This window comes from Aquibium pacificum (genome assembly GCF_040839445.1).
GTDB lineage: Bacteria > Pseudomonadota > Alphaproteobacteria > Rhizobiales > Rhizobiaceae > Aquibium > Aquibium pacificus.
In genome coordinates this window covers 24,237-44,281 of sequence record NZ_JBDPGJ010000007.1, presented here as the reverse complement: position 1 = coordinate 44,281, position 20,045 = coordinate 24,237, and the positions used below count along the sequence as shown (strand labels likewise).

Below are 20,045 nucleotides of genomic sequence, written 5' to 3'. Positions count from 1 at the left end.
CTCATGCGTGTGCTCCCATCGTTCTCGTCGGTTCCACGAACCACCCCGGATGCCCCGAGCGGATCGCCGCCGCGGCGCGCGCGGCGGCCCGCGGCCCGGGAAACAGGCCGAAGCAGGTCGCGCCCGAGCCCGTCATCCGGGCAAAGCCTGCGCCCGCCGCGCGCAGCGCGTCAAGCGCCTGCCCGATGTCGGGAGCGATCGCGCGCGCCGGCTCCTCGAGGTCGTTGCGGGTTCCGGCGAGCCAATCGCAGACCGCGCCATGATCCGCGTGCCGCGGCATAGGGGGAAGCGGCGGGTTTTCGCGGCTGGCGAGGCGCCTGAACACGTCGGGCGTCGAGACCCCCGCGCCCGGGTTGACCAGAACCACGTCCAGCTCTGGCCAGTCTTCCAGCGGGCTGATTTCCTCGCCGATCCCGCGGGCGAGAAGCGGCCGTCCGGAAAGGCACATCGGCACGTCGGCGCCAAGGTCGGCTCCGAGAACGGCGAGCGCCGGATGGGAGAGACGCAGGTCCCAGAGCCGCGAGAGCGCGCGCAGGGCGGCGGCGGCATCGCTCGATCCCCCGCCCATGCCCGACGCGACCGGGAGGTTCTTCTCGAGCAGGATGGAAACCGGCGGGCATGGCGCGGCCCCCGATGCCAGCCGCACGCGGTCGCGGGCTCGAAGGACGAGGTTGCTGTCGTCAGCGGAAAGCCCCGTGGCGAAGCGGCCGGTGACGGCGAATTCGTCCTCAGCCGAGGGATGAAACTGCAGCCGGTCGCCGAGTTCGCAGAAGACCGCGAGCGTTTCGAGGAGATGGTAGCCGTCGGCGCGCCTGCCCGTCACATGCAGGGCGAGGTTGATCTTGGCGGGAGCGGAAAGAGAAAGCGGAGCCTGGGCCATGCCGCGCCAGTAGCCCGGACGCTCAGTCCTTGGCCAGCCTGTATTCGCCGGTCTCGGGATCCTTTACCAGCGTGCCGGTCGAGCCGACCGAGGCTTCCTTCTCGGCCCGGCGGACACGCGCCGACACGCGTTCGGCCTCCTTGAGGAAGGCGCGGTAGCCGATGTAGCCGACCGCCGCGACGACGACGAAGAAGATCAACTGCGGCATGTGTTCCTGCTCCTCAAGCAAGGCCGACCCTTCTCGCCGGCACCATACCATAGAACGCGCCGGCAGCCGACGCGAAAAGCTCAAAGCCCGTAGCGGGCCCAATGCGCGCGCTCCGTTGCGGCATCGAGGACGCCGTTGGCGAGCCCGGCCGAAAGCTCGGCCGTGTCCGTGCCGTTGCGGATGCCGAAGAAGCCCAGCCTGCGGCCGAACAGGCCGCGCGGCGCCGAGACGAGGCGCAGCTTCACCTTCTCGCCGAAACGCCTCTTCAGGAAGCCGCGCATATCGTCGAGATGGTCGACCAGTCCGAGTTCCCTGCCTCGGATGCCCGACCAGAAAAGCCCGGTGAAAAGATCGTCGTCGTCCGCAAGCTTCGGGCCGCGGCGCGACTTCACCATGTCGATGAAGGTCCGGTGCACCTCGAGCTGCAGCGATTTCAGGTGGTCGACGTCCTCCTGCCGCTCCGGCGAAAAGGGATCGAGCGTCGCCTTGTTCCTGCCTGCCGTGTAGAGGCGGCGCTCGACGCCGATCTTCTTGATCAGGTCCTGGAAGCCGAACGAGGCGGAGACGACACCGATCGATCCGACGATGGAGGAAGGATCGGCGACGATCTCGTCGCCGGCGATGGCGATCATGTAGCCGCCCGACGCGGCCACGTCCTCGACGAAGACGAAGACCGGCTTTCCCTTTTCCATCGAGAGATCGCGGATGCGCTGGTAGATCAGGCGCGACTGGACCGGCGATCCGCCCGGCGAATTCACCACGATAGCGACCGCAGGAGCGCTCTTGAAGGAGAACGCCTTTTCGAGCACGCCCGCCGTGCTCGCGAGGGAGAGATTCTGCCGCATCGGACCGCTGTTCGCCATGATCGTGCCGTGCAGCCGGACCACGGGAATGACCACGTTGTCGCCGCGGAGGGACTTCGGGAGGAGGCGCTTGAGGAAACTGGTCACGGGTGGCCTTGTCTCGGAGGGTTTCCCCCGATGTAGGAACTCGGCGGCGCGCTGCAATCCCGCGCGGTGGTCGGATCGCGGCGCTCAGTCGCCGAAGAGGGAAGCCCTGCCGTTGTTGATGGCATCGGCTTCGGCGGAAAACCGGTCACTGTCTGCCTCGTGCAGGACCAGCGGCGGCGCAAACGACAGCGTGCGGCGCGAGGCACTGACCGCGCGCAGCACGATGCGGATCGCGGCGGCGTGGGGGCGCGGGTGGATCGGCTTGATCTCAGCGGCGCCGAAACGGCCCTTCAGTGCGGCCAGGATGTCCGGGAGGGACTCGGGCCGGGCGATCAGCGCGAGGCCGCCGGAGGGACGCACGATCGCGGCGGCGGTCCTGATCCAGCGCTCGAACAGCCCCGCTTCCATCACGTGCGCGACCTTTCGCAGTTCGTCCGGGGTCTGTCGGTCGCGTCCGCTGTTGAAGGGCGGGTTCATGATCGCAAAGTCGAAGGAATTGTCGGCGAGGCCCGCGGCGGCACGCGCCGCTCCGGCAAGCGAAACGTCCGCCACGAGAAGCGATGCGCGCCACGAAAGCGCCGCGTTAGCGGGATGCGAAAGAGTGCGTCGGGCGAAATCGGCCATGCCGGGCTCGCGCTCGACGAGCACCGCGCTCGCCTGCCCGCAGCGGGCCAGCACGGCGAGCCCCGCCCCGCCCGCGCCTGCGCCGAGGTCGGCGAGACGTCCCGCGAATCCGCCGGGGACCGCCGCCGCCAGCATCATCGCGTCCATGCCCGCCCTGTGCCCGCCCGAACGCGGCTGGACCAGCCAGAACGCGCCGCGATGGTACGCATCGAGCGTCGAGTCGGCCGGTTCCCTTACCGGTTCCATGGGGCCGCGTCGCTCAGCCGTCGCGCATTTCCGCCGCGAACCCCGCATCGATCAGGATGCGCCGCGCCTCGTCCACGTCGTCCTCGGCCACGAGCACACGACGCGGCAGGACGCCAAGCGACCCTTCCATGATGCTCATGTTCTGGTCGGCCACGAAGAAGGCGAGCCCGGCGTCGCGCATCAACGCCTCGATGAAGGAAATCACGATAGGGTCGTTGGTGCGCACGAGCTCGATCATCGCGCAAGGTTCGCAGCTTGACCCGACCCTGTAAACTTATATTGCTCCGTCGACGGTTCCCTTGCGCGCCAATTCGCCCCTTGTCTGGCCGCGCCGGCGCACCATAGTGTCAGGACGAAAAGTTGCCGCGTGGCGGGTACGGAGTGGAGAAGTGTCGGTGGGCGTCGTCGTATCGCTTGAGGATGGCAAGAAGCAACAGGCGTCGATCCAGCCGCTGATCGCGCTGACCGAAAGCGACATGTCGCGGGTCAACGAGCTTATCCTGTCCAAGGCCGGCTCCGACGTCGAGATGATCCCGGAAGTCGCAAACCACCTGATTTCCTCGGGCGGGAAACGGCTGAGGCCCATGGTGACGCTGGCCGCCGCGCGCATGTTCGACTACGCGGGAGACGGCCACGTCAAGCTCGCCACCAGCGTCGAGTTCATGCATACCGCGACCCTGCTGCACGACGACGTCGTCGACGAGAGCGACATGCGCCGCGGCAAGAAGACGGCGCGCATGATCTGGGGAAACCAGGCGAGTGTGCTGGTCGGCGACTACCTGCTCGGCCAGGCCTTCCGCATGATGGTGGAGGTCGGCTCGCTGAAGGCACTGGAAATCCTCTCCTCCGCCGCGTCGGTGATCGCCGAGGGCGAGGTGATGCAGCTTGCCGCGGCAAAGAACCTGGAAACCACCGAGGACGAGTACCTGGCGGTCATCAAGGCAAAGACGGCGGCGCTGTTTTCCGCGGCTGCGGAGGTCGGCCCGGTGATCGCCTCGGCCAGCAAGTCGGAACAGGCAGCGTTGCGTTCCTACGGGACCAATCTCGGCCTTGCCTTCCAGCTCATAGACGATGCGCTGGACTATGGCGGCAATGCGCGCGACCTTGGCAAGAACACGGGCGATGATTTCCGGGAGGGCAAGATCACGCTGCCGGTTATCCTGAGCTACCGGCGCGGCACCCAGGAGGAGCGGCTATTCTGGAAAAGCGCCATCGAGGACAGCGGCAACGACGACGAGGCGCTGGAGAAGGCGACCGCGCTGATGGGGCGTTACGGGGCGATCGGCGAGACGATCAGCCGCGCCCGGCATTTCGGCAACATCGCTCGCGACGCGCTCGCGCCGCTCAGGCAAACGCCGCAAAAGAGCGCGTTGCTGGAAGTCATCGATTTCTGCATCGATCGTGTATCGTAGCTGCCCGAAGGACATCGATTCGGCGTCTCGGCGGCGCGACAGCTGGCGAGGGTCCGAAGCACGTTGATGTGCGTCCCCAAAAAGGCCATGCTCGGGCCGCATAGGGTATCCGGTCTAGCGCTGGGCGCGGGAAGGTAAAGTATGCAGCGAATTGGCGGCAAATGGTTGATCGCGACGGCGATCGCTCTGGCGGGTGCGATCGGCGCGACCCCCGGCATGGCCAAGGAAGCGACTCCGAAGGACGGCCAGGAGACGGTCAGTATCGGCTCGTTCTCCGGCGCGTTCCTGGCCGCGCGCATCGCCGAGGTGGACAACGACCTCGACAGCGCGATCGAATACTACAAGCGGGCACTCTCATTCGACCGCGACAATCTCGGACTGCAGCAGAGCGTCATGCTGGCGCTGATCTCTCGCGGCTCCTTCGAGGAGGCGCTTCCGTATGCCGAGAAGCTGAAGACGGTTCCCGAGGTGGAGCGCTTCTCGCGGCTCGCGCTTGCCGTCTCGGCGATCCAGAAAAAGGATTTCGGAGCTGCGCAGAACTACCTGAAGCTCGCGCTGGAATCCGATCTCGACCGGCTGATCACCGGACTGATGAGCGGATGGGCCATGCTCGGGGCCGGCGAGGCGCAGGAAGGGCTCGAGCAGGTGCGCGCGCTCGAAGGACCGGAATGGTACGCGCTCTTCAAGGGCTTCCACGAAGGCCTGATCGCAGAGCAGGCCGGACTGACGGACGAGGCGCTGAAGGCCTATGACGAGACGGTGAAGAACGCGGCCGCCGGAAGTGCGGCGCCCGACACCTACCTGCGCGCGGTGGAAGCCCATGCCCGCCTGCTGGCGCGGGAAGGCCGAAGGGACGACGCGCTCGCCGTGCTCGACGAAAGCGAGGCCTTCGCCTCCAATCGCCCCTCGATCGTGGCGCTCCGCGCGGAGATCGAGGCGGGCGCCGAGATCGCGCCAATGGTGACGAGCGTCCGGGACGGCGCTGCCGAAGTGCTCTACGACATGGGAAGCGCGCTGAACCGCGGCGGCGGCGAAGCCTTCGTGCGGCTCTATCTCCAGTATGCGCGGGCGCTGAAGCCCGATCTCGACGGCGTTCTCATCCAGCTCGGACAGGTGGCCGAGCAGCAGGGACACGCGGAGGAGGCGATTTCCTTCTACGAGCGTGTTCCCGAGGCTTCGCCTCTGAAGCGCATCGCCGAACTCCAGCTCGGCTTGAACCTCGCCGACCTGGAACGTCCCGACGAAGCCAAGGCGCATCTGAAGGCGCTGATCGACAGCGACCCGAGCGACATGCGCGCCTATCTCGCGCTCGGCGGCGTCTACGCGTCCAAGGAGGAGTATCGCGAGGCGGCCGACCTCTACGACCGCGCCCTGCAGCGCATCGACGAGCCGCAGCGGTCCGACTGGAACCTCTTCTACCAGCGCGGCATCGCCTACGAGCGGCTGAAGGAGTGGGACAAGGCCGAACCGAACTTCCGCAAGGCGCTGGAACTCTATCCCGACCAGCCGCAGGTCCTGAACTATCTCGGCTATTCCTGGGTCGACATGGGCATGAACCTCGAGGAAGGGCTCGACCTCATCAAGAAGGCGGTCGAGTTGCGCCCGAACGACGGCTACATCGTCGATTCGCTCGGCTGGGCCCACTACCGGATGGGGCGCTACGAGGAAGCGGTAACGGAACTGGAACGCGCCGTCACGCTGAAGCCCGACGACCCGGTGCTCAACGACCATCTCGGCGACGCCTACTGGCGCGCCGGGCGGAAGCTGGAGGCGACTTTCCAGTGGGCCCATGCCCGCGACCTGAAGCCGGACGCCAGCGTGCTGGTCGAAGTGGAGCGCAAGCTCACCGAAGGCCTGCCGCCCGAAACGGCGCCCTTGAAGGAAGAGCAGAAGGCGGAAATCCCGCCGATCATGCTGCCCGACGTTCCCGCGCCGAAGCCCGCAGCCGAGCCGCAGCCTGCCATGCATACCGTCCGTCCCGGCCAGTCGCTCTGGTCGATCGCCACCGACAAGCTCGGAAACGGCGAGCGCTACCGGGAGATCCTGGAACTCAATCCGGGGCTTCGCGGCGATCCGGGCAACATCCGGCCCGGGCAGGAACTGGTCCTCCCGCCCGGTTAGGCATCCGCGGCCGGATTCTTGGGTACGCTTGAGTCAAGGCCGGCATCTCCGGCGGTCCGGAGACCGCGGACGACCGATGGCCTACCTGCCGAAGCGCGGTGCCGGGCAGGTCTGCCCCGCCCGCGGCGGAACGCAGGTCAGGGACAGTTTCGACGCCACCGTCTCGTTCGGATTGTTCTTCTGGCAAAGGCAGCGCGTTTTCGGCTGCACGATCGTGTCGCAGAACGGATTGATACAACGCCAGCCGGTGACCGAATCGGTGTTCGAGCCATGGCCGCCCGACTGGGCGAAAGCTCCGGGAACGGATGCGAGAAGCAGGACTCCGCCGACGAGCGCGGTGCGAGCGATCTGCCGGAATGCGTGACTTGCGATGCGGACCATGGGAAAACTCCTTCAGGGGACTCGGGACGGATCGATGCATCCGCCGCCGGTCGACGAGAAAGTACTCCGCCTGCCGTAACGGGACAGCGTCGGACGGATCAATTCCGCGCGACCGGGACGTTACGAAGAGAGCCGGAGCTCCGGACAGCTTTCAGTTGCCGAAGGGCGGCTTGACCGGGCAGGCTACCCATTTCAGGCCGACGGTGGTGCTGCAGGTCAGCTTGAGCTTGCGAAGATCCCGTTCGGCGGGGTTTTCCTTCTGGCAGAGGCATTTGGTCTGCGGAAGCCGCACCACGTCGCAGCCGGGAGTCACACACAGATAGCCGGTAACGTCGTCGCGCGTGTTGCTGTTGACGTCCGGCCAGTTCTGGGCGGAGGCCGGAAGGGCAAGTGCCAGGATGGCGCCGACGGCGTATGAAGCGAGCCGGGCCTGACTGGCTTTTCCGGTGGGAAATGTGAACATGGAGGTTCCTCTGGTGCGGGTCTGGACGGCGGTTGCCGCGAAGCGGCGACGTCCCCCCATAATAGTGCGGCAGACCCGGGCGTTCCAGCGCCCTCGCGCTTGCCGCCTCGATCCTTGACCTGACACCCTCGCGTCTCTACGACGTGCTCGCCGCATCTCCGACCGCCGGGAAGCCCGTCTTGAATGCCAATCTGTCAGCAGACCTGCGTCCGATCCGATCCTTCCAGGATCTGATCCTGACGCTGCACAATTACTGGTCGCGATATGGCTGCGTGATCTTGCAGCCCTATGACATGGAAGTCGGCGCCGGTACTTTCCATCCGGCCACCACGCTGCGCGCGCTCGGACCGCGGCCGTGGAACGCGGCCTACGTACAGCCCTCGCGCCGGCCGAAGGATGGGCGCTATGGCGAGAACCCGAACCGACTGCAGCACTACTACCAGTACCAGGTGATCCTGAAGCCGAACCCGTCAAACCTCCAGGAACTCTACCTCGGCTCGCTGGAAGCGATCGGCATCGACGCTCTGCGTCACGACATCCGCTTCGTAGAGGACGACTGGGAGAGCCCTACGCTCGGCGCCTGGGGGCTCGGCTGGGAATGCTGGTGCGACGGCATGGAGGTGTCGCAGTTCACTTATTTCCAGCAGGTCTGCGGCATTGAATGCGCGCCGGTCTCCGGCGAACTCACCTACGGGCTGGAACGGCTCGCCATGTACGTTCAGGGCGTCGACAACGTCTACGACCTGAACTTCAACGGCGGCGAAGGCACCGACAAGGTGACCTATGGCGACGTTTTCCTCCAGGCCGAGCAGGAGTATTCGCGCCACAATTTCGAACATGCCGACACCGCCATCTTGTTCCGGCACTTCGAGGATGCCGAGAAGGAATGCAAGGCGCTGCTCGAGGCCGGGTCCCCTGCCGGCAACGACAATCGCGGCACACACAGGATGGTCTTCCCCGCCTACGACCAGTGCATCAAGGCTAGCCACGCCTTCAACCTGCTCGATGCGCGCGGCGTGATCTCGGTAACGGAGCGGCAGAGCTACATCCTGCGGGTGCGCAACCTGGCGAAGGCCTGCGGCGAGGCGTTCCTGAAGACCGAGGCGGGCGGGCTCGCCCCCTGATGTATTTCATGTTTCGGGAGGACGGCGAATGACCAAGACCCTGCTCGAGATGGCCGGCGCCGACCTGACGCCGCCGCGCTTCGAGGAGGCGACGCTCGTCGTCATCGACGCGCAGAACGAATACGTCGACGGCGCGCTGCCGCTGCCGGGCGTCGGCGAGGCGCTGGGCAGGATCGCCGCGCTGCTGGAAGCCGCGCGCAATGCGGGTGCGCCGGTCGTCCACGTCCAGCATCGTGGCCGTCCGGGCGGCCTGTTCGATCCGGAGAAGCCCGCTTTCCGCATCGCGCAGCAGGCCGCTCCCGTGTCCGGCGAGGCAGTGGTCGAGAAGGCATTGCCCAACGCCTTCGCCGGAACCAACCTCCAGGAGGTTCTGGAAGGGTTCGGGCGCAAGCAACTGGTGCTCGCCGGCTTCATGACGCACATGTGCGTGTCATCGACGGCGCGGGCAGCCCTCGACCTTGGCTACCGCACGGCGGTGGTGTCGGACGCCTCGGCGACCCGCCACCTGCCGGCCCCGGGCGGCGGGACGATCGCCGCGGCCGACCTGCATGCCGCGGAGCTCGCGGCGCTCGCCGACCGCTTCTCGATCGTCTGCCGCACCGCCGACCTCGTTGGCTGAACGCGGCGGCGCGGGACGCGAACACATCCTTCGGCTTCATCGTTAGGTGACAGGCAGGGGTGGAGTTGCTAGAGGCCAGCCCTGACCTCCTTCGCGTCCAAGAGTCACAAATGCCCGACCTTCTGCTCGAACTCCGCTCCGAGGAAATCCCCGCCCGCATGCAGCGCAAGGCGGCCGCCGACCTCAGGAAGCTGGTGACCGACGGGCTGGTCGAGGCGGGCCTGACCTACGAGGGTTGCCAAGAATACTGGACGCCGCGCCGGCTGGCGCTCGACCTGCGCGGCCTGACCGCCCGCTCGAAGGATGTGCGCGAAGAGATCAAAGGCCCGCCGGTGAAGGCGCCCGAGCAGGCGGTGCAGGGCTTTCTGCGCAAGGCGGGCTTCGACTCGACCGAGCAGCTCGCGGTGCGGACCGATCCGAAGAAGGGTGATTTCTACGTGGCGGTGGTCGAGCGACCGGGACGCGCGGCGGAGGAGATCATCGCCGGGCTGATGCCGGGCGTCATCCGGAACTTCCCGTGGCCGAAGTCGATGCGCTGGGGCCGCGCGTCGGCGCCGAAGGGGACGCGCTTCTACGGCGACGAGGCCAAGGGCGGCGAGACCCTGCGCTGGGTGCGCCCGCTGCAATCGATCGTCTGCACCTTCGGGCCGGAGACCGCCGATCCGGTCGTGGTCGATTTCTCCGTCGACGGCATCCGCTCAGGCAATGTCACCTACGGGCACCGCTTCCACGCGCCCGAGGCGATCAGCGTGCGCCGCTTCGAAGACTACGTCTCCAAGCTGGAGGCGGCGAAGGTGGTGCTCGACGCCGAGCGCCGCAAGCACATCATCCTCGACGATGCACGCACCCTCGCCTTCGCCAGCGGGCTGGAACTCGTCGAGGACGAGGGTCTGCTGGAGGAGGTCTCCGGGCTTGTCGAATGGCCGGTCGTATTGATGGGCGAATTCGAGAAGGAATACCTCGAAATCCCGCCGGAGGTGGTTCGGCTGACGATCAGGGCGAACCAGAAGTGTTTCGTGACGAGGCCGCACGGTTCGATCTCCCCCCTTGAGGGGGAGATCAGTCAATCACAACTCTCCAACCGCTTCATCCTGACCGCCAACATCGAGGCGACGGACGGCGGCGCCGAGATCGCGCGGGGCAACGGCAAGGTGGTGCGGGCGCGGCTTTCGGATGCGCTGTATTTCTGGAAAACCGACCAGTCGGATCTGCCCGACCTCGGGCAGCTGACGGATTCGGCAACGAAGTTCGGGCTGGATCTCGAAAAGCCGCTCGACCAGCGCATGGCTCGGCTCGACCGCCTCGGCGTGACGTTCCATGCTAAGCTCGGCACGCAAGGCGAGCGGGTCGAGCGCATCGCGCGGCTGGCCGAGGAAATTGCCCCGGTGGTCGGTGCCGATCCAGCCCTCGCCCGCCGCGCCGCGATCCTCGCCAAGGCAGACCTGCAGACAGAGGTGGTTGGCGAGTTTCCCGAGCTGCAGGGCGCGATGGGGCGCAAATATGCGGAGCTGCAGGGCGAGGACTCGAGGGTCGCCGCCGCGATCGAGGAGCATTATCGCCCGCAGGGGCCGTCCGACACCGCGCCGACCGACCCGGTCTCGATCGCCGTGGCGCTCGCCGACAAGCTCGACACGCTGGTGGGCTTCTGGGCGATCGACGAGAAGCCGACCGGCAGCAAGGATCCGTATGCGCTGAGGCGGGCGGCACTGGGGGTGATACGGATCCTAGTGGAGAACGGGGTGCGGCTGGGGCTGCAGTCGATCCTTCTTAGGCATTGGCTAGAATGGGTAGCCTCAATAGATGACTTCGCCCTCTCGGCGCCTTGGATTGCCTACACACAAACCGAATCCTTTGAGGATCTGAAAACGCTGGCGAAAGTCGCGGCAACTGCGCCCTTTGTAGCGACGTTTGTTGCGATACCGCCGCAAAGGTATGAGCAAATTCAAAAGCTTCCTGAGCGCGGCTTCGATTTGATTCAGGAAGAATGGATAGACCGATTGGACGCACTGACCGAGTGGGTCGGACGCGTCGAGGAATTCCGTTCCGGCGGAAAGGACGTCGAGGGGTTCATGAGAATTGATGCCCTAGGAAGGCCGATGGCGGAATGGGCGAGTGGGCTTCGATCTGACCTTCTCTCCTTCTTCCACGATCGCCTGAAAGTCTATCTCCGCGACCAAGGGGCGCGGCACGATCTGATTGATGCGGTGCTGGCGAGCACCGGCAGTTCGATCTCCCCCCCAGTGGGGGAGATCAGCCAATCGCAGGCCGCAGTAACCGCCGCCAACGACGACCTCCTGATGATCGTGCGGCGCGTCGAGGCGCTGGCAGACCTGCTCGATACCGAGGACGGGAAGAACCTGCTCGCGGGCACGAAGCGCGCGGTCAACATCATCGCGGCGGAGGAGAAGAAGGGCACCGAGATCGGCGCCCATGTCGATCCCGAACTCTTCGTCGCGCCCGAGGAGAATCGGCTGTTCGAGGCGATCGGTATCGCCGACCGCGAAGCCGCGGATGCGATCCGGGCCGAGGATTTTTCGGCTGCGATGCGGGCCATGGCACGGCTACGCGGGCCGATCGACATTTTCTTCGACACGGTGCTGGTGAACGACCCGGACGAAACGATCCGGGCCAACCGGCTGGCGCTGCTGACGCGCATCCGCGCCGTCACCGGCCAGGTGGCGGATTTTTCCAGGATCGCGGGCTGAGGCTGCCCACTTCCGCCCCCCCCCCCCCGGCGGTGCGACGGCGTCGAGGGTGGGCGTACTCGGAGCGCTCGGCCGCCACGACCCGTGATCCCGTGGGGCGCTGCGCGGCTCCGACACGCATTTCGATCAACTGCGAGGGAGACGCCGGGCTGTATGTGAAGCCTACTCCAGCCGCTGCGTCGGCGGCGGGGGCGGCGCGGGGGCCGGTGGCGTGGTAGCCGGATCCGGCGCCTTGTCGCCTCCCGATGGCCTATCGGATGGTAGGCTGCCGTGCCGTTCGGCCACGGCCGGCGCATCCGGTTTTCGACCGGCGCGTTTTTCGGTCGGCTCCGTGCGCGGCGCGCCGATAGAGGCAGGCGAGGCCTCGGAGCGTGCCGTTGTCGTCGGATAAGCATCGCCCACCAGTCCACCACGGATCACCATCGGCAGGCCGCCAGGTCCACCATCGGCGTCCGGCCTCGGCCGCGCCGATGGTTCGCCATAGGCGACCATTGAACTGCTGAGCGCCGGCGGCCAGTCGTCTGCGGCTTCCTGACGGACGGAAGAGAGCGTTGCGGCGGCGTCTTGTGGTGTCTCGCCGGAACCGGAAAATGCCGCGGTGCGGATGGTGTCGTCGGGCGGCGCCAGGACCACTTGCGGGTCCTCGAACGCCGGCTCGCCGATGACGATGATCGAACGCGAAGGCCCGGCCGGAGGCGCGCCGAAAACTGCGAACGAGGAGGCGCCCGCCTGCTGCGTCAACAGCAAGCCGCATGCGAACACGGCCAGGCCCAAAGATTTCATACCGCTCCCGCCTTCATGGCGTGGACATGCAACGGAAGGCGCCTAGCATCCAGGCGCCTTCATTCCCATTGCCGCCACCGATAACATTTGACCGATTAAGAAAATGATGACACGGCGTCACTTGCCGCCGGCAATTCCGCGCGATAGGCAGCGCCGAAGAGACGAAAGGCGGCCGATGGCGGAGATCCTCCCGGAAGACCGAGCGCTGGAACGGGCGTGCGAGCTGATCCTCGCCGGCCTTCCCGTCGCCGTGCCGACCGAGACGGTCTACGGACTCGCCGCCGATGCCACGAACGGCGAGGCGGTGGCCCGCATCTACGAGGCCAAGGGCCGGCCGCGTTTCAACCCGCTGATCGTGCATGTCTGCGACCGGGATATGGCAGACCGGATCGGCACGTTCGATCCCGTTTCGGCCCGGCTCGCCGACATCTTCTGGCCCGGTCCGCTAACGCTGGTGCTGCCGCTGAAGGCGGGCGCGCCGGTGAGCCCGCTGGTCACGGCCGGGCTCGGTACGGTGGGAATCCGCATGCCGCGCGGCTTCGCGGCACGGCTCGCCGCCAGCACGGGCAGGCCGATCGCGGCCCCCAGTGCCAATTCCTCCGGCCGCGTGAGCCCCACGAGCGCCAGGGCCGTCGAGGCCGATCTCGGTGAGCGCATCCCGCTCATCGTCGACGGCGGCGCGGCTTCGGTCGGGGTCGAATCGACCATCGTCAAGGTAGAGGACGGCAGGGTGCAGCTCCTGCGTCCCGGAGGCGTGGCGGCCGAGGAGATCGAGGCGGTGCTGGGCGCGCCGCTGTCGCGCGGGAGAGCGGGGGCCACGGTCGAGGCACCCGGTATGCTCGTCTCCCACTACGCGCCGAACGCCACGGTGCGGCTGAACGCGTCCGAGGTGCGCACCGGAGAGGCGCTGCTCGCCTTCGGGCCGAAGAGAATCGCTAAAGCCGAGAATGCCGTGGCGGTCGAGAACCTGTCGCTTTCGGGCGATCTGCGCGAGGCGGCGGCCAGCCTCTTCGCGCATCTCGCGGCGCTCGACCGCTGCGGCGCGCATTCGATCGCCGTCGAGCCCGTGCCGAGGCAGGGGCTCGGCGAGGCGATCAACGACCGCCTGGCGCGGGCGGCGGCGCCGCGGGGTGATTCTACGATTGTCTCCCAAGACGCCGAGGTGGCGGATTTCTGAACCATGCCAGCGGCTGTTCCCCTCCCCTCGCTCGTCGCCCGTTTCGCCGCCATCGTCGGCGAGCGCCACGCGCTGGTAGCCGAAGCCGACGTCGCGCCCTTCGTCAGCGAGCGGCGCGGACTTTTTGGCGGCCGGACGAGCCTCGTGCTTCGGCCGGGCAGCGTGGAGGAGGTGTCGCGTATCCTGGCGCTGGCGACGGAAACCGGGACGCCGGTGGTGCCGCAGGGCGGCAATACGGGGCTGGTCGGAGGACAGACGCCCGACATGAGCGGCGGGCAGGTCGTGCTGTCGCTCTCCCGCCTCGACCGCATTCGCGAGGTGGACGTCTCCTCGAACACCATGACCGTGGAGGCAGGCGTCGTGCTGCAGCGCGCTCAGGAGGCAGCGGACGCGGTGGGGCGGCTGTTTCCCCTTTCGCTCGCCTCGCAGGGGACCGCGCAGATCGGCGGGAACCTCTCCTCCAATGCCGGCGGTACGGGGGTGCTCGCCTATGGCAACGCCCGCGAGCTCTGCCTCGGCGTCGAGGTCGTGCTACCGACCGGCGAAGTGTTCGACGACCTGCGCAAGCTCAAGAAGGACAACACCGGCTACGACCTGAAGAACCTCTTCGTCGGCGCGGAAGGCACGCTTGGCGTGATCACCGCCGCGGTACTAAAACTCTTTCCGAAGCCCAAGGGACGCGAAGTCGCCTGGATCGGCCTGCGTTCGCCGGAGGCCGCGCTGGCGCTCTTCGCGCTGGCCTCGGACCGCGCCGGCAGCGGGCTGACGGCCTTCGAGCTCTGCGCCAGGATCGCCGTCGACTTCTCGGTTCGGCACATCCCCGGCATCGTCGCACCGCTTGCGGGCGAGCATCCATGGCTGGTGCTGGTGGAAATCTCCTCCGGCCGCTCGGCCGAGGATGCGCGCGGGCTGATCGAGGAGATGCTCGCCGAAGGGATAGAGCGGGAACTCGCCGACGACGCCGTGATCGCCCAGAACCTGTCGCAGGCCGACGCCTTCTGGGCGGTGCGCGAAGCGATGTCGGAGGCGCAGAAGCCGGAGGGCGTCTCGATCAAGCACGACATATCCGTGCCCGTCGCTTCCATTCCGGAATTCATCCGCGAGGCGGGGGCGGCGGTGCTGGCGGCTGCACCCGGCGCGCGGCTCGTCACCTTCGGCCACATGGGCGACGGCAACCTGCACTACAACGTCTCGCAGCCCGAGGGCATGGAGGATAATGCCTTCCTCGGGCGCTACCGCGAGATCAACGACATCGTGCATGGCGTCGTGCGGGGCTTCGGTGGTTCGATCTCGGCCGAGCACGGCATCGGCCGCATGAAGCGCGACGAACTGATCGCCACCGCCCCGCCGGTCGCCACCGACCTGATGCGGCGCATCAAGGCGAGTTTCGATCCGACCGGCATCATGAACCCGGGCAAGGTGATCTAGGAAAGCGGGGAGAACCCGCCCGATCCGTCTTGCGGGAATCCGCGACGGATGAAAGACTCGCGACACGATGACTCGCTCCCAGACCGCCGCCCCGCTGCTCTTCGACCTGCCGCAGGCGCCTGATTTCTCGTTCGAGAAGCGGCTGATAGCGCGCGGGCGGGGCCCGGTGTGCGGGCTCGACGAAGCCGGACGCGGGCCGCTGGCCGGTCCCGTCGTCGCGGCAGCCGTCATCCTCGACCCGAAACGGATACCGAAGGGGCTCGACGATTCGAAGCGGCTGAAGCCCTGCGACCGCGAGCGCCTGTTCGAGGAGATCATCCGCAAGGCCACAGCCGTCTCGGTGGCCTCGGTCGCCGCCGGCGGGATCGACACGATCAACATCCTGCGCGCCAGCCTGGAGGCCATGCGCCGCGCCGCCGCGACGCTGTGCGTGCACCCGCGCCACGCGCTTGTCGACGGCCGCGACATACCGCCGGGGCTGGGCTGCGAGGCCGACGCGCTGGTCAAGGGCGATCAACGCTCGCAGTCGATCGGCGCCGCCTCGATCGTCGCCAAGGTGACTCGCGACCGCATGATGACGCGCTGCGCGGCGGTGCATCCATCCTACGGCTTCGAGCTCCACATGGGCTACGCGACCGTGCGCCACCGCGCCGCGATCGTGGAGAGCGGCGCCGTCATGCGCATCCACCGCATGACATTCGCGCCGCTCAAGGCAGACGCCGAGCCGATGGCGATGGAGTTCGAGTGAGGATCATTCTCTCGAACGAAAAATGCCGCCTCGCGGGCGGCATTTTTCAAGAGATGACAACCAAGTAGCTCAGTTGAGCTTGGTCTTCAGGTCCTGCACCGAGGACTTGAAGAGGTTGTCCGCGACGCTGGCGTCGACCCGGTCGGCCAGGAGCTTGCGGGCGGCGGCAACGGCGATGTCGACGGCGTTGGCTCGGACCTCATTCACCGCCTCGCGTTCGGCCTGGGCGATCTTCTGCTCGGCCAGCGCGGTGCGACGCGCGACATATTCCTCGGTCTTCTGCTTGGCCTCGCCGACCAGCAGTTCCGCCTCGTGTTTCGCTGCCGCGACGATGTCGTCGGCTTCCTTCTCGGCTTCCTTGCGCTTGCGCTGGTATTCCGCCAGGAGTTCCTGCGCTTCCTCGCGCAGCCTGCGGGCCTGCTCCAGTTCGTCGCGGATACGATCCGCGCGGTCGTCGAGCGACTTCGTGATCATGCCCGGGACCTTCACGTAGATCATGATCCCGAGGAAGATGACGAGGGCGACCGTTGCCCAGAATGTTGCGTCCATCCCGCCCTCCTATTTCGACGACGACCGGACGGCCGAGGCCACTTCGGCCTTACCGACGGAGCCGCCGATGAGCGCCTGCACGATCGCGGCGGTGGTCTCCTCCGCGATGGCGCCGACGTCCTGCATTGCCGAAGCCTTGATCTCCCCGATGCGCGCCTCGGCCTCCGCCAGCTTCTTCTCAAGGCCGGCCTCGACTTTCCTGCGTTCGGCATCCGCATCGGCCTTGGCGGCGTCGCGGGCTTTTTGGCCGATCAGGTTGGCCTTCTTGCGGGCGTCCGCCAGCCCCTGCTCGTAGGCCGCGATGGCTTCGTCCGCCTCCTGCTTAAGCCGCGCGGCCTGGTCGAGATCCTGCGCGATGCGGTCGCGCCGCACCTCCAGGATGCCGCCCAGGCGAGGCAGTGCCACGCGCTTGAGGAACAGGTAGAAGAGGCCGAAGATGATCGCCAGCCACAGGATCTGCGACGGATACGACGCAGGCTCGAAGGGAGGGAAGGAACCTTCCCCGTGACCGGTCTCGGTCCCCTCGATCACTTCGCCATGTGCCGCGTCCTGCCCTGCCGGTACTTCTTGCTGGGCATATGCCGGTACAACAAACATGCGCTCTTCCTGTCAAAACCTTCCGGCCGCGAATGCGCGGCCGGCAACGTGCGACGTGCGGCCGGTTCTTACGCGAACAGCAGCAGCAGCGCGACGAGGAGCGAGAAGATGCCGAGCGCTTCCGTCACGGCGAAGCCGAAGATCAGTCGGCCGAACTGGCCGTCGGCTGCCGAGGGGTTGCGCAGGGCGCCGGCGAGGTAGTTGCCGAAAATGGTGCCGAGGCCGATGCCCGCGCCACCCATGCCAAGGCATGCGATACCCGCGCCGATCGCCTGAGCTGCATCTACTTCCATGAGAATTCTCCTTCTTGAAGCTTGAAAAGTCGGTTGGTGGTGTTGCGGCGGATGATCCGCCGGTGAAACGTCAGTGCCCTGGATGGAGCGCGTCGTTGAGGTACATGCAGGTCAGCACCGCGAAGACGTAGGCCTGCAGGAAGGCGACGAGGAACTCGAGGCCGGTGAGCGCCACGGTCATGGCGAGCGGCAGGATGGCGCCGCCGATGCCGATCGCGCCCATGGCGCCGAGCGACGTGACGAAGCCCGCAAACACCTTGAGCGTGATGTGGCCGGCCAGCATGTTGGCGAAGAGACGCACCGAAAGGCTGATCGGACGCGACAGGAACGAGATGACCTCGATCGCGACGACCAACGGAACCAGTATCCCGGGCACGCCTTCGGGCACGAACAGCTTCAGGAAGCCGAAACCGTGCTTCATGAAGCCGTAGACAATGACGGTCCCGATCACCAGCAGCGCCAGCGCGAAGGTAACGATGATGTGGCTCGTCACCGTAAAGAAATACGGGAACATGCCGAACAGGTTGGCGAAAAGCACGAACATGAACAGCGAGAATACCAGCGGAAAGAACCGCATCCCCTGCGAGCCGGCCGCGTCCCTCAGCATGTTGGCGACAAACTCGTAGGACATCTCGGCGACCGACTGCATGCGGCTCGGCACCAGCCCGCGGCTCGCGGTCGACAGATAGAGGAAGCCGCCTGCCGCCACGACCGTCGCCACCATGAAGGCGGACGAATTGGTGAAGGAGAAATCGAGGCCGCCGATCTCGATCGGCACCCATCTGGAGATCTGGAACTGGTGGATCGGATCGTTTGCCACCGTGTTACCCCGCCTTCATCAACATCAATATCACAGCGCACGCGGCGCCATTCATTTCCGACCGGAACCGCCCTCGTCCTTTCCGGACGAACGTATCCCCGCCTGCGTAATCAGCCCCGCGGACCGTAGCGCATTCAACACCCCGGCGCCGAAACCGAGCAACAGGAAGACGACCAGCCCGAAAGGCGACGTGCCCGCCAAGCGGTCGATTATCCAGCCGATCGCTGCACCGACGACGATTCCCGCGATGAATTCGCTGGAAAGCTTCAGCGCGTTGCCGATCCCGGCCATGCCACTCGACCCATCGGCGCGATCCTTCTCGCCTGCGGCAGGGCGGCGCGCCAGAATGGCAGCGTCGAGTTCCTTGCGCCTGCGGTCGAGATCGTCCTCGCGGCCGCCCGCGTCCCTGTCCTGCCCGGGTGTCCGGTTGCCGGTATCGCCTGGCCGTTCCGACATGGCGATCCAACCTCCTGCCCGTTCAATCCTGGACGGATTGCCCGCTTCAAAGTCGCGCGCACCATAGTGAGGGCGCTTCTGGCAGTCAAGCCAGCGGAAGCACCTGTCACAGAAGCATTTTTTGTCTTTATTTCAGATACTTAAGTCACTGCGACACTACGTCCGTGAATCAAGTTCGCCGGCAGGGGGACGAATCCGCGCGCCGCGCCGCCGCGGCCGGGTCAGTTCCAGCCGCCGCCATGGGTGCGATAGAAGACGTGGAGACCGATCTTCTTCATCTTCTCCATGGCGTTCGCCCAGCGCGGATGAACGTATGTGGCGTGGTAGTGCGTCGACGAGCCCACCTCCGGGATGAAGATCTTCCCGGCCGTGACGGCCATGGCGATCTCCTTGGCGGTCTTCCAGTGCGCCGGGCTGGCGACGCGGTCGCGGATGCCGTCGCAGGCGAAGGAGAACTGGCAGCGGTTGCGCCAGCTGTCGTTCTGGTAGACGACGCCGCATATGGAGTTCGGATAGGTCGGGTTGCGGACACGGTTGAGAATCACCTGGGCGACGGCGGCCTGGCCCTTCAGGTTCTCGCCGCGCGCCTCGAAATAGACGCCTGCGGTCAGGCATTTCTGCTCGCCGTCCGAGAAGACGGCGGGGGGCAGGGGCTGGCTCATCCATGCGTGATCGCCCTTGGCGAGCGGAGGTATGAAGCGGCCCGCATTGGGATCGGTCTCGCCCTTGAGAAGCGTCTCGAAGGGGGAGGCTTCGGCGTAGTCGGGTTCCGGCGGCGCATAGGCGGTGGCGAGAACGTCCGCCTGCTCGCTCGTGACGAGGCTCGCCAGCATCGCGGGAACGCCGGGATCGACCTTCTTTTCCACGCGCTGATGGAAGGCGGCGGCGATCTCGATCTCCCTGCCGGCGATCGCCGGCTTGTCGAAGGCCATCACGATCTCCTGGCCGAGCGAGGGAGGCTGAAGCAGGCTCGTGCGCTTGAACACCGAACCGGCGTTGAAGTCTTTCGGCGGCGCTACGGGCGTGACATCGACGATGCGGTCCTTCTTCTCGCCGCGATTGATGCGCTCCTCGTCCGGAATGTCGCTGGTGGAGCCGTTCTTGCCGGTGAAGGCGACTGCGCCCATCTCTTCGGTTCTGATGCCGGATCCGGAGATCGAACCGGTGACGTCGCCGTCGACAAAACGCATCTCGGCCGAGTGAACCGATCCGGCGACCGCCTTCTCGATCACGGCGCCCCAGCGCTCCTTGGGCGCCTCGATGCCCGCCACATAGCTCGCCATATCCTGCTGGGCTGCCGTCGTCGGGAAGCCGATCCAGAGACCGAAGCCGACGAGAAGGATGGACACGCAGGGGGACTTGTGGGTCGTGGCGGCAGACTGCCGCGACACCAGTTTTCGTTTCACCAGCACTCTCCAGGACGCCACTCGACACCACTGGGGAGTGACAATGCGGAATTAA

General features: G+C 66.6%; 22 protein-coding genes. 8 read left to right on the top strand and 14 right to left on the bottom strand.

The features are described 5' to 3' along the window. Window position 1: 1 nt before the first annotated feature. From ABGN05_RS25265 to ABGN05_RS25245, 5 genes are all read right to left on the bottom strand, one after another. Entirely contained in the window at window positions 2-880 is an 879-nt protein-coding gene (locus ABGN05_RS25265; RefSeq protein ID WP_367956795.1) for a 4-(cytidine 5'-diphospho)-2-C-methyl-D-erythritol kinase, read from the bottom strand. A gap of 22 nt (window positions 881-902) precedes the next feature. After that, window positions 903-1,088 carry an NfeD family protein gene (locus tag ABGN05_RS25260; RefSeq protein ID WP_367956794.1) on the bottom strand — a complete coding sequence of 62 codons (186 nt, stop codon included), beginning with the start codon at window positions 1,086-1,088 and terminating at the stop codon, window positions 903-905. 80 nt (window positions 1,089-1,168) lie between these two features. Further along, window positions 1,169-2,038, bottom strand: coding sequence for a S49 family peptidase (locus ABGN05_RS25255; protein ID WP_367956793.1), 870 nt, complete (start codon window positions 2,036-2,038; stop codon window positions 1,169-1,171). A gap of 84 nt (window positions 2,039-2,122) precedes the next feature. Beyond that, complete coding sequence (locus ABGN05_RS25250) at window positions 2,123-2,908, bottom strand: tRNA1(Val) (adenine(37)-N6)-methyltransferase (RefSeq protein ID WP_367956792.1); 786 nt, start codon at window positions 2,906-2,908, stop codon at window positions 2,123-2,125. Between the two features lie 13 nt (window positions 2,909-2,921). After that, a complete protein-coding gene (locus tag ABGN05_RS25245; RefSeq protein ID WP_367956791.1) occupies window positions 2,922-3,146 on the bottom strand; it encodes a putative signal transducing protein in 225 nt (74 codons plus the stop codon). A 157-nt stretch (window positions 3,147-3,303) separates the two neighbouring features. On the opposite strand from ABGN05_RS25245, the gene ABGN05_RS25240 reads away from it, so the two are divergent. Together ABGN05_RS25240 and ABGN05_RS25235 are read left to right on the top strand one after the other, a co-directional pair. Beyond that, complete coding sequence (locus ABGN05_RS25240) at window positions 3,304-4,320, top strand: polyprenyl synthetase family protein (RefSeq protein ID WP_367956790.1); 1,017 nt, start codon at window positions 3,304-3,306, stop codon at window positions 4,318-4,320. A 141-nt stretch (window positions 4,321-4,461) separates the two neighbouring features. After that, a complete protein-coding gene (locus ABGN05_RS25235) occupies window positions 4,462-6,441 on the top strand; it encodes a tetratricopeptide repeat protein (protein WP_367956789.1) in 1,980 nt (659 codons plus the stop codon). 81 nt (window positions 6,442-6,522) lie between these two features. On the opposite strand, the gene ABGN05_RS25230 is transcribed toward ABGN05_RS25235, so the two are convergent. Together ABGN05_RS25230 and ABGN05_RS25225 are read right to left on the bottom strand one after the other, a co-directional pair. Continuing rightward, window positions 6,523-6,822 carry a hypothetical protein gene (locus tag ABGN05_RS25230; protein ID WP_367956788.1) on the bottom strand — a complete coding sequence of 100 codons (300 nt, stop codon included), beginning with the start codon at window positions 6,820-6,822 and terminating at the stop codon, window positions 6,523-6,525. A 151-nt stretch (window positions 6,823-6,973) separates the two neighbouring features. Beyond that, a complete protein-coding gene (locus ABGN05_RS25225; protein ID WP_367956787.1) occupies window positions 6,974-7,285 on the bottom strand; it encodes a hypothetical protein in 312 nt (103 codons plus the stop codon). Between the two features lie 203 nt (window positions 7,286-7,488). Here ABGN05_RS25225 and ABGN05_RS25220 point away from each other — a divergent pair, with 203 nt between their 5' ends. From ABGN05_RS25220 to glyS, 3 genes are all read left to right on the top strand, one after another. Beyond that, complete coding sequence (locus ABGN05_RS25220) at window positions 7,489-8,409, top strand: glycine--tRNA ligase subunit alpha (RefSeq protein ID WP_367956959.1); 921 nt, start codon at window positions 7,489-7,491, stop codon at window positions 8,407-8,409. A 28-nt stretch (window positions 8,410-8,437) separates the two neighbouring features. Further along, complete coding sequence (locus ABGN05_RS25215) at window positions 8,438-9,028, top strand: cysteine hydrolase family protein (RefSeq protein WP_367956786.1); 591 nt, start codon at window positions 8,438-8,440, stop codon at window positions 9,026-9,028. Between the two features lie 110 nt (window positions 9,029-9,138). After that, window positions 9,139-11,733 (top strand): glycine--tRNA ligase subunit beta, encoded by a 2,595-nt coding sequence (gene glyS, locus ABGN05_RS25210; RefSeq protein ID WP_367956785.1) that lies wholly within the window; start codon window positions 9,139-9,141, stop codon window positions 11,731-11,733. A gap of 162 nt (window positions 11,734-11,895) precedes the next feature. Here glyS and ABGN05_RS25205 read toward each other — a convergent pair whose 3' ends face one another. Continuing rightward, the gene (locus tag ABGN05_RS25205; protein ID WP_367956784.1) at window positions 11,896-12,516 is read right to left on the bottom strand and encodes a hypothetical protein; all 621 of its coding nucleotides are present in this window, start codon (window positions 12,514-12,516) and stop codon (window positions 11,896-11,898) included. Between the two features lie 175 nt (window positions 12,517-12,691). On the opposite strand from ABGN05_RS25205, the gene ABGN05_RS25200 reads away from it, so the two are divergent. The 3 genes from ABGN05_RS25200 (at window position 12,692) to rnhB (ending at window position 15,869) form a co-directional block, all read left to right on the top strand. Then, entirely contained in the window at window positions 12,692-13,693 is a 1,002-nt protein-coding gene (locus tag ABGN05_RS25200) for an L-threonylcarbamoyladenylate synthase (protein WP_367956783.1), read from the top strand. 3 nt (window positions 13,694-13,696) lie between these two features. Further along, on the top strand, window positions 13,697-15,121 hold the full coding sequence (locus tag ABGN05_RS25195; RefSeq protein ID WP_367956782.1) for an FAD-binding oxidoreductase: 1,425 nt from the start codon (window positions 13,697-13,699) through the stop codon (window positions 15,119-15,121). Window positions 15,122-15,188: 67 nt separating this feature from the next. After that, window positions 15,189-15,869: a ribonuclease HII gene (gene rnhB, locus ABGN05_RS25190; RefSeq protein ID WP_367956781.1), complete on the top strand. Its 681-nt coding sequence runs from the start codon at window positions 15,189-15,191 to the stop codon at window positions 15,867-15,869. Window positions 15,870-15,938: 69 nt separating this feature from the next. Here rnhB and ABGN05_RS25185 read toward each other — a convergent pair whose 3' ends face one another. The 6 genes from ABGN05_RS25185 to ABGN05_RS25160 all read right to left on the bottom strand — a co-directional run bounded on the left by ABGN05_RS25185 (window position 15,939) and on the right by ABGN05_RS25160 (window position 19,993). Beyond that, the gene (locus ABGN05_RS25185; protein ID WP_367956780.1) at window positions 15,939-16,418 is read right to left on the bottom strand and encodes a F0F1 ATP synthase subunit B; all 480 of its coding nucleotides are present in this window, start codon (window positions 16,416-16,418) and stop codon (window positions 15,939-15,941) included. Between the two features lie 9 nt (window positions 16,419-16,427). Next, window positions 16,428-17,015, bottom strand: coding sequence for a F0F1 ATP synthase subunit B (locus ABGN05_RS25180; RefSeq protein ID WP_367956779.1), 588 nt, complete (start codon window positions 17,013-17,015; stop codon window positions 16,428-16,430). Between the two features lie 68 nt (window positions 17,016-17,083). Further along, window positions 17,084-17,308, bottom strand: a complete 225-nt coding sequence (locus tag ABGN05_RS25175; RefSeq protein ID WP_367956778.1) for a F0F1 ATP synthase subunit C — start codon at window positions 17,306-17,308, stop codon at window positions 17,084-17,086. Between the two features lie 70 nt (window positions 17,309-17,378). Continuing rightward, the gene (locus tag ABGN05_RS25170) at window positions 17,379-18,128 is read right to left on the bottom strand and encodes a F0F1 ATP synthase subunit A (protein ID WP_367956777.1); all 750 of its coding nucleotides are present in this window, start codon (window positions 18,126-18,128) and stop codon (window positions 17,379-17,381) included. A 51-nt stretch (window positions 18,129-18,179) separates the two neighbouring features. Then, on the bottom strand, window positions 18,180-18,590 hold the full coding sequence (locus ABGN05_RS25165; protein WP_373695983.1) for an AtpZ/AtpI family protein: 411 nt from the start codon (window positions 18,588-18,590) through the stop codon (window positions 18,180-18,182). 215 nt (window positions 18,591-18,805) lie between these two features. Then, a complete protein-coding gene (locus ABGN05_RS25160; protein ID WP_373695982.1) occupies window positions 18,806-19,993 on the bottom strand; it encodes a cell wall hydrolase in 1,188 nt (395 codons plus the stop codon). Between the last annotated feature and the right edge of the window lie 52 nt (window positions 19,994-20,045).

What these genes read in the sequence shown, in the direction of transcription:
- glyS (WP_367956785.1), top strand. Translation starts at nt 9,139, where the DNA reads ATGCCCGACCTTCTGCTCGAACTCCGCTCCGAGGAAATCCCCGCCCGC.
- ABGN05_RS25205 (WP_367956784.1), bottom strand. Translation starts at nt 12,516, where the DNA reads ATGAAATCTTTGGGCCTGGCCGTGTTCGCATGCGGCTTGCTGTTGACG.
- ABGN05_RS25250 (WP_367956792.1), bottom strand. Translation starts at nt 2,908, where the DNA reads ATGGAACCGGTAAGGGAACCGGCCGACTCGACGCTCGATGCGTACCAT.
- ABGN05_RS25195 (WP_367956782.1), top strand. Translation starts at nt 13,697, where the DNA reads ATGCCAGCGGCTGTTCCCCTCCCCTCGCTCGTCGCCCGTTTCGCCGCC.
- ABGN05_RS25230 (WP_367956788.1), bottom strand. Translation starts at nt 6,822, where the DNA reads ATGGTCCGCATCGCAAGTCACGCATTCCGGCAGATCGCTCGCACCGCG.
- ABGN05_RS25265 (WP_367956795.1), bottom strand. Translation starts at nt 880, where the DNA reads ATGGCCCAGGCTCCGCTTTCTCTTTCCGCTCCCGCCAAGATCAACCTC.
- ABGN05_RS25235 (WP_367956789.1), top strand. Translation starts at nt 4,462, where the DNA reads ATGCAGCGAATTGGCGGCAAATGGTTGATCGCGACGGCGATCGCTCTG.
- ABGN05_RS25175 (WP_367956778.1), bottom strand. Translation starts at nt 17,308, where the DNA reads ATGGAAGTAGATGCAGCTCAGGCGATCGGCGCGGGTATCGCATGCCTT.
- ABGN05_RS25180 (WP_367956779.1), bottom strand. Translation starts at nt 17,015, where the DNA reads ATGTTTGTTGTACCGGCATATGCCCAGCAAGAAGTACCGGCAGGGCAG.
- ABGN05_RS25200 (WP_367956783.1), top strand. Translation starts at nt 12,692, where the DNA reads ATGGCGGAGATCCTCCCGGAAGACCGAGCGCTGGAACGGGCGTGCGAG.
- ABGN05_RS25260 (WP_367956794.1), bottom strand. Translation starts at nt 1,088, where the DNA reads ATGCCGCAGTTGATCTTCTTCGTCGTCGTCGCGGCGGTCGGCTACATC.
- ABGN05_RS25185 (WP_367956780.1), bottom strand. Translation starts at nt 16,418, where the DNA reads ATGGACGCAACATTCTGGGCAACGGTCGCCCTCGTCATCTTCCTCGGG.
- ABGN05_RS25225 (WP_367956787.1), bottom strand. Translation starts at nt 7,285, where the DNA reads ATGTTCACATTTCCCACCGGAAAAGCCAGTCAGGCCCGGCTCGCTTCA.
- rnhB (WP_367956781.1), top strand. Translation starts at nt 15,189, where the DNA reads ATGACTCGCTCCCAGACCGCCGCCCCGCTGCTCTTCGACCTGCCGCAG.
- ABGN05_RS25215 (WP_367956786.1), top strand. Translation starts at nt 8,438, where the DNA reads ATGACCAAGACCCTGCTCGAGATGGCCGGCGCCGACCTGACGCCGCCG.
- ABGN05_RS25245 (WP_367956791.1), bottom strand. Translation starts at nt 3,146, where the DNA reads ATGATCGAGCTCGTGCGCACCAACGACCCTATCGTGATTTCCTTCATC.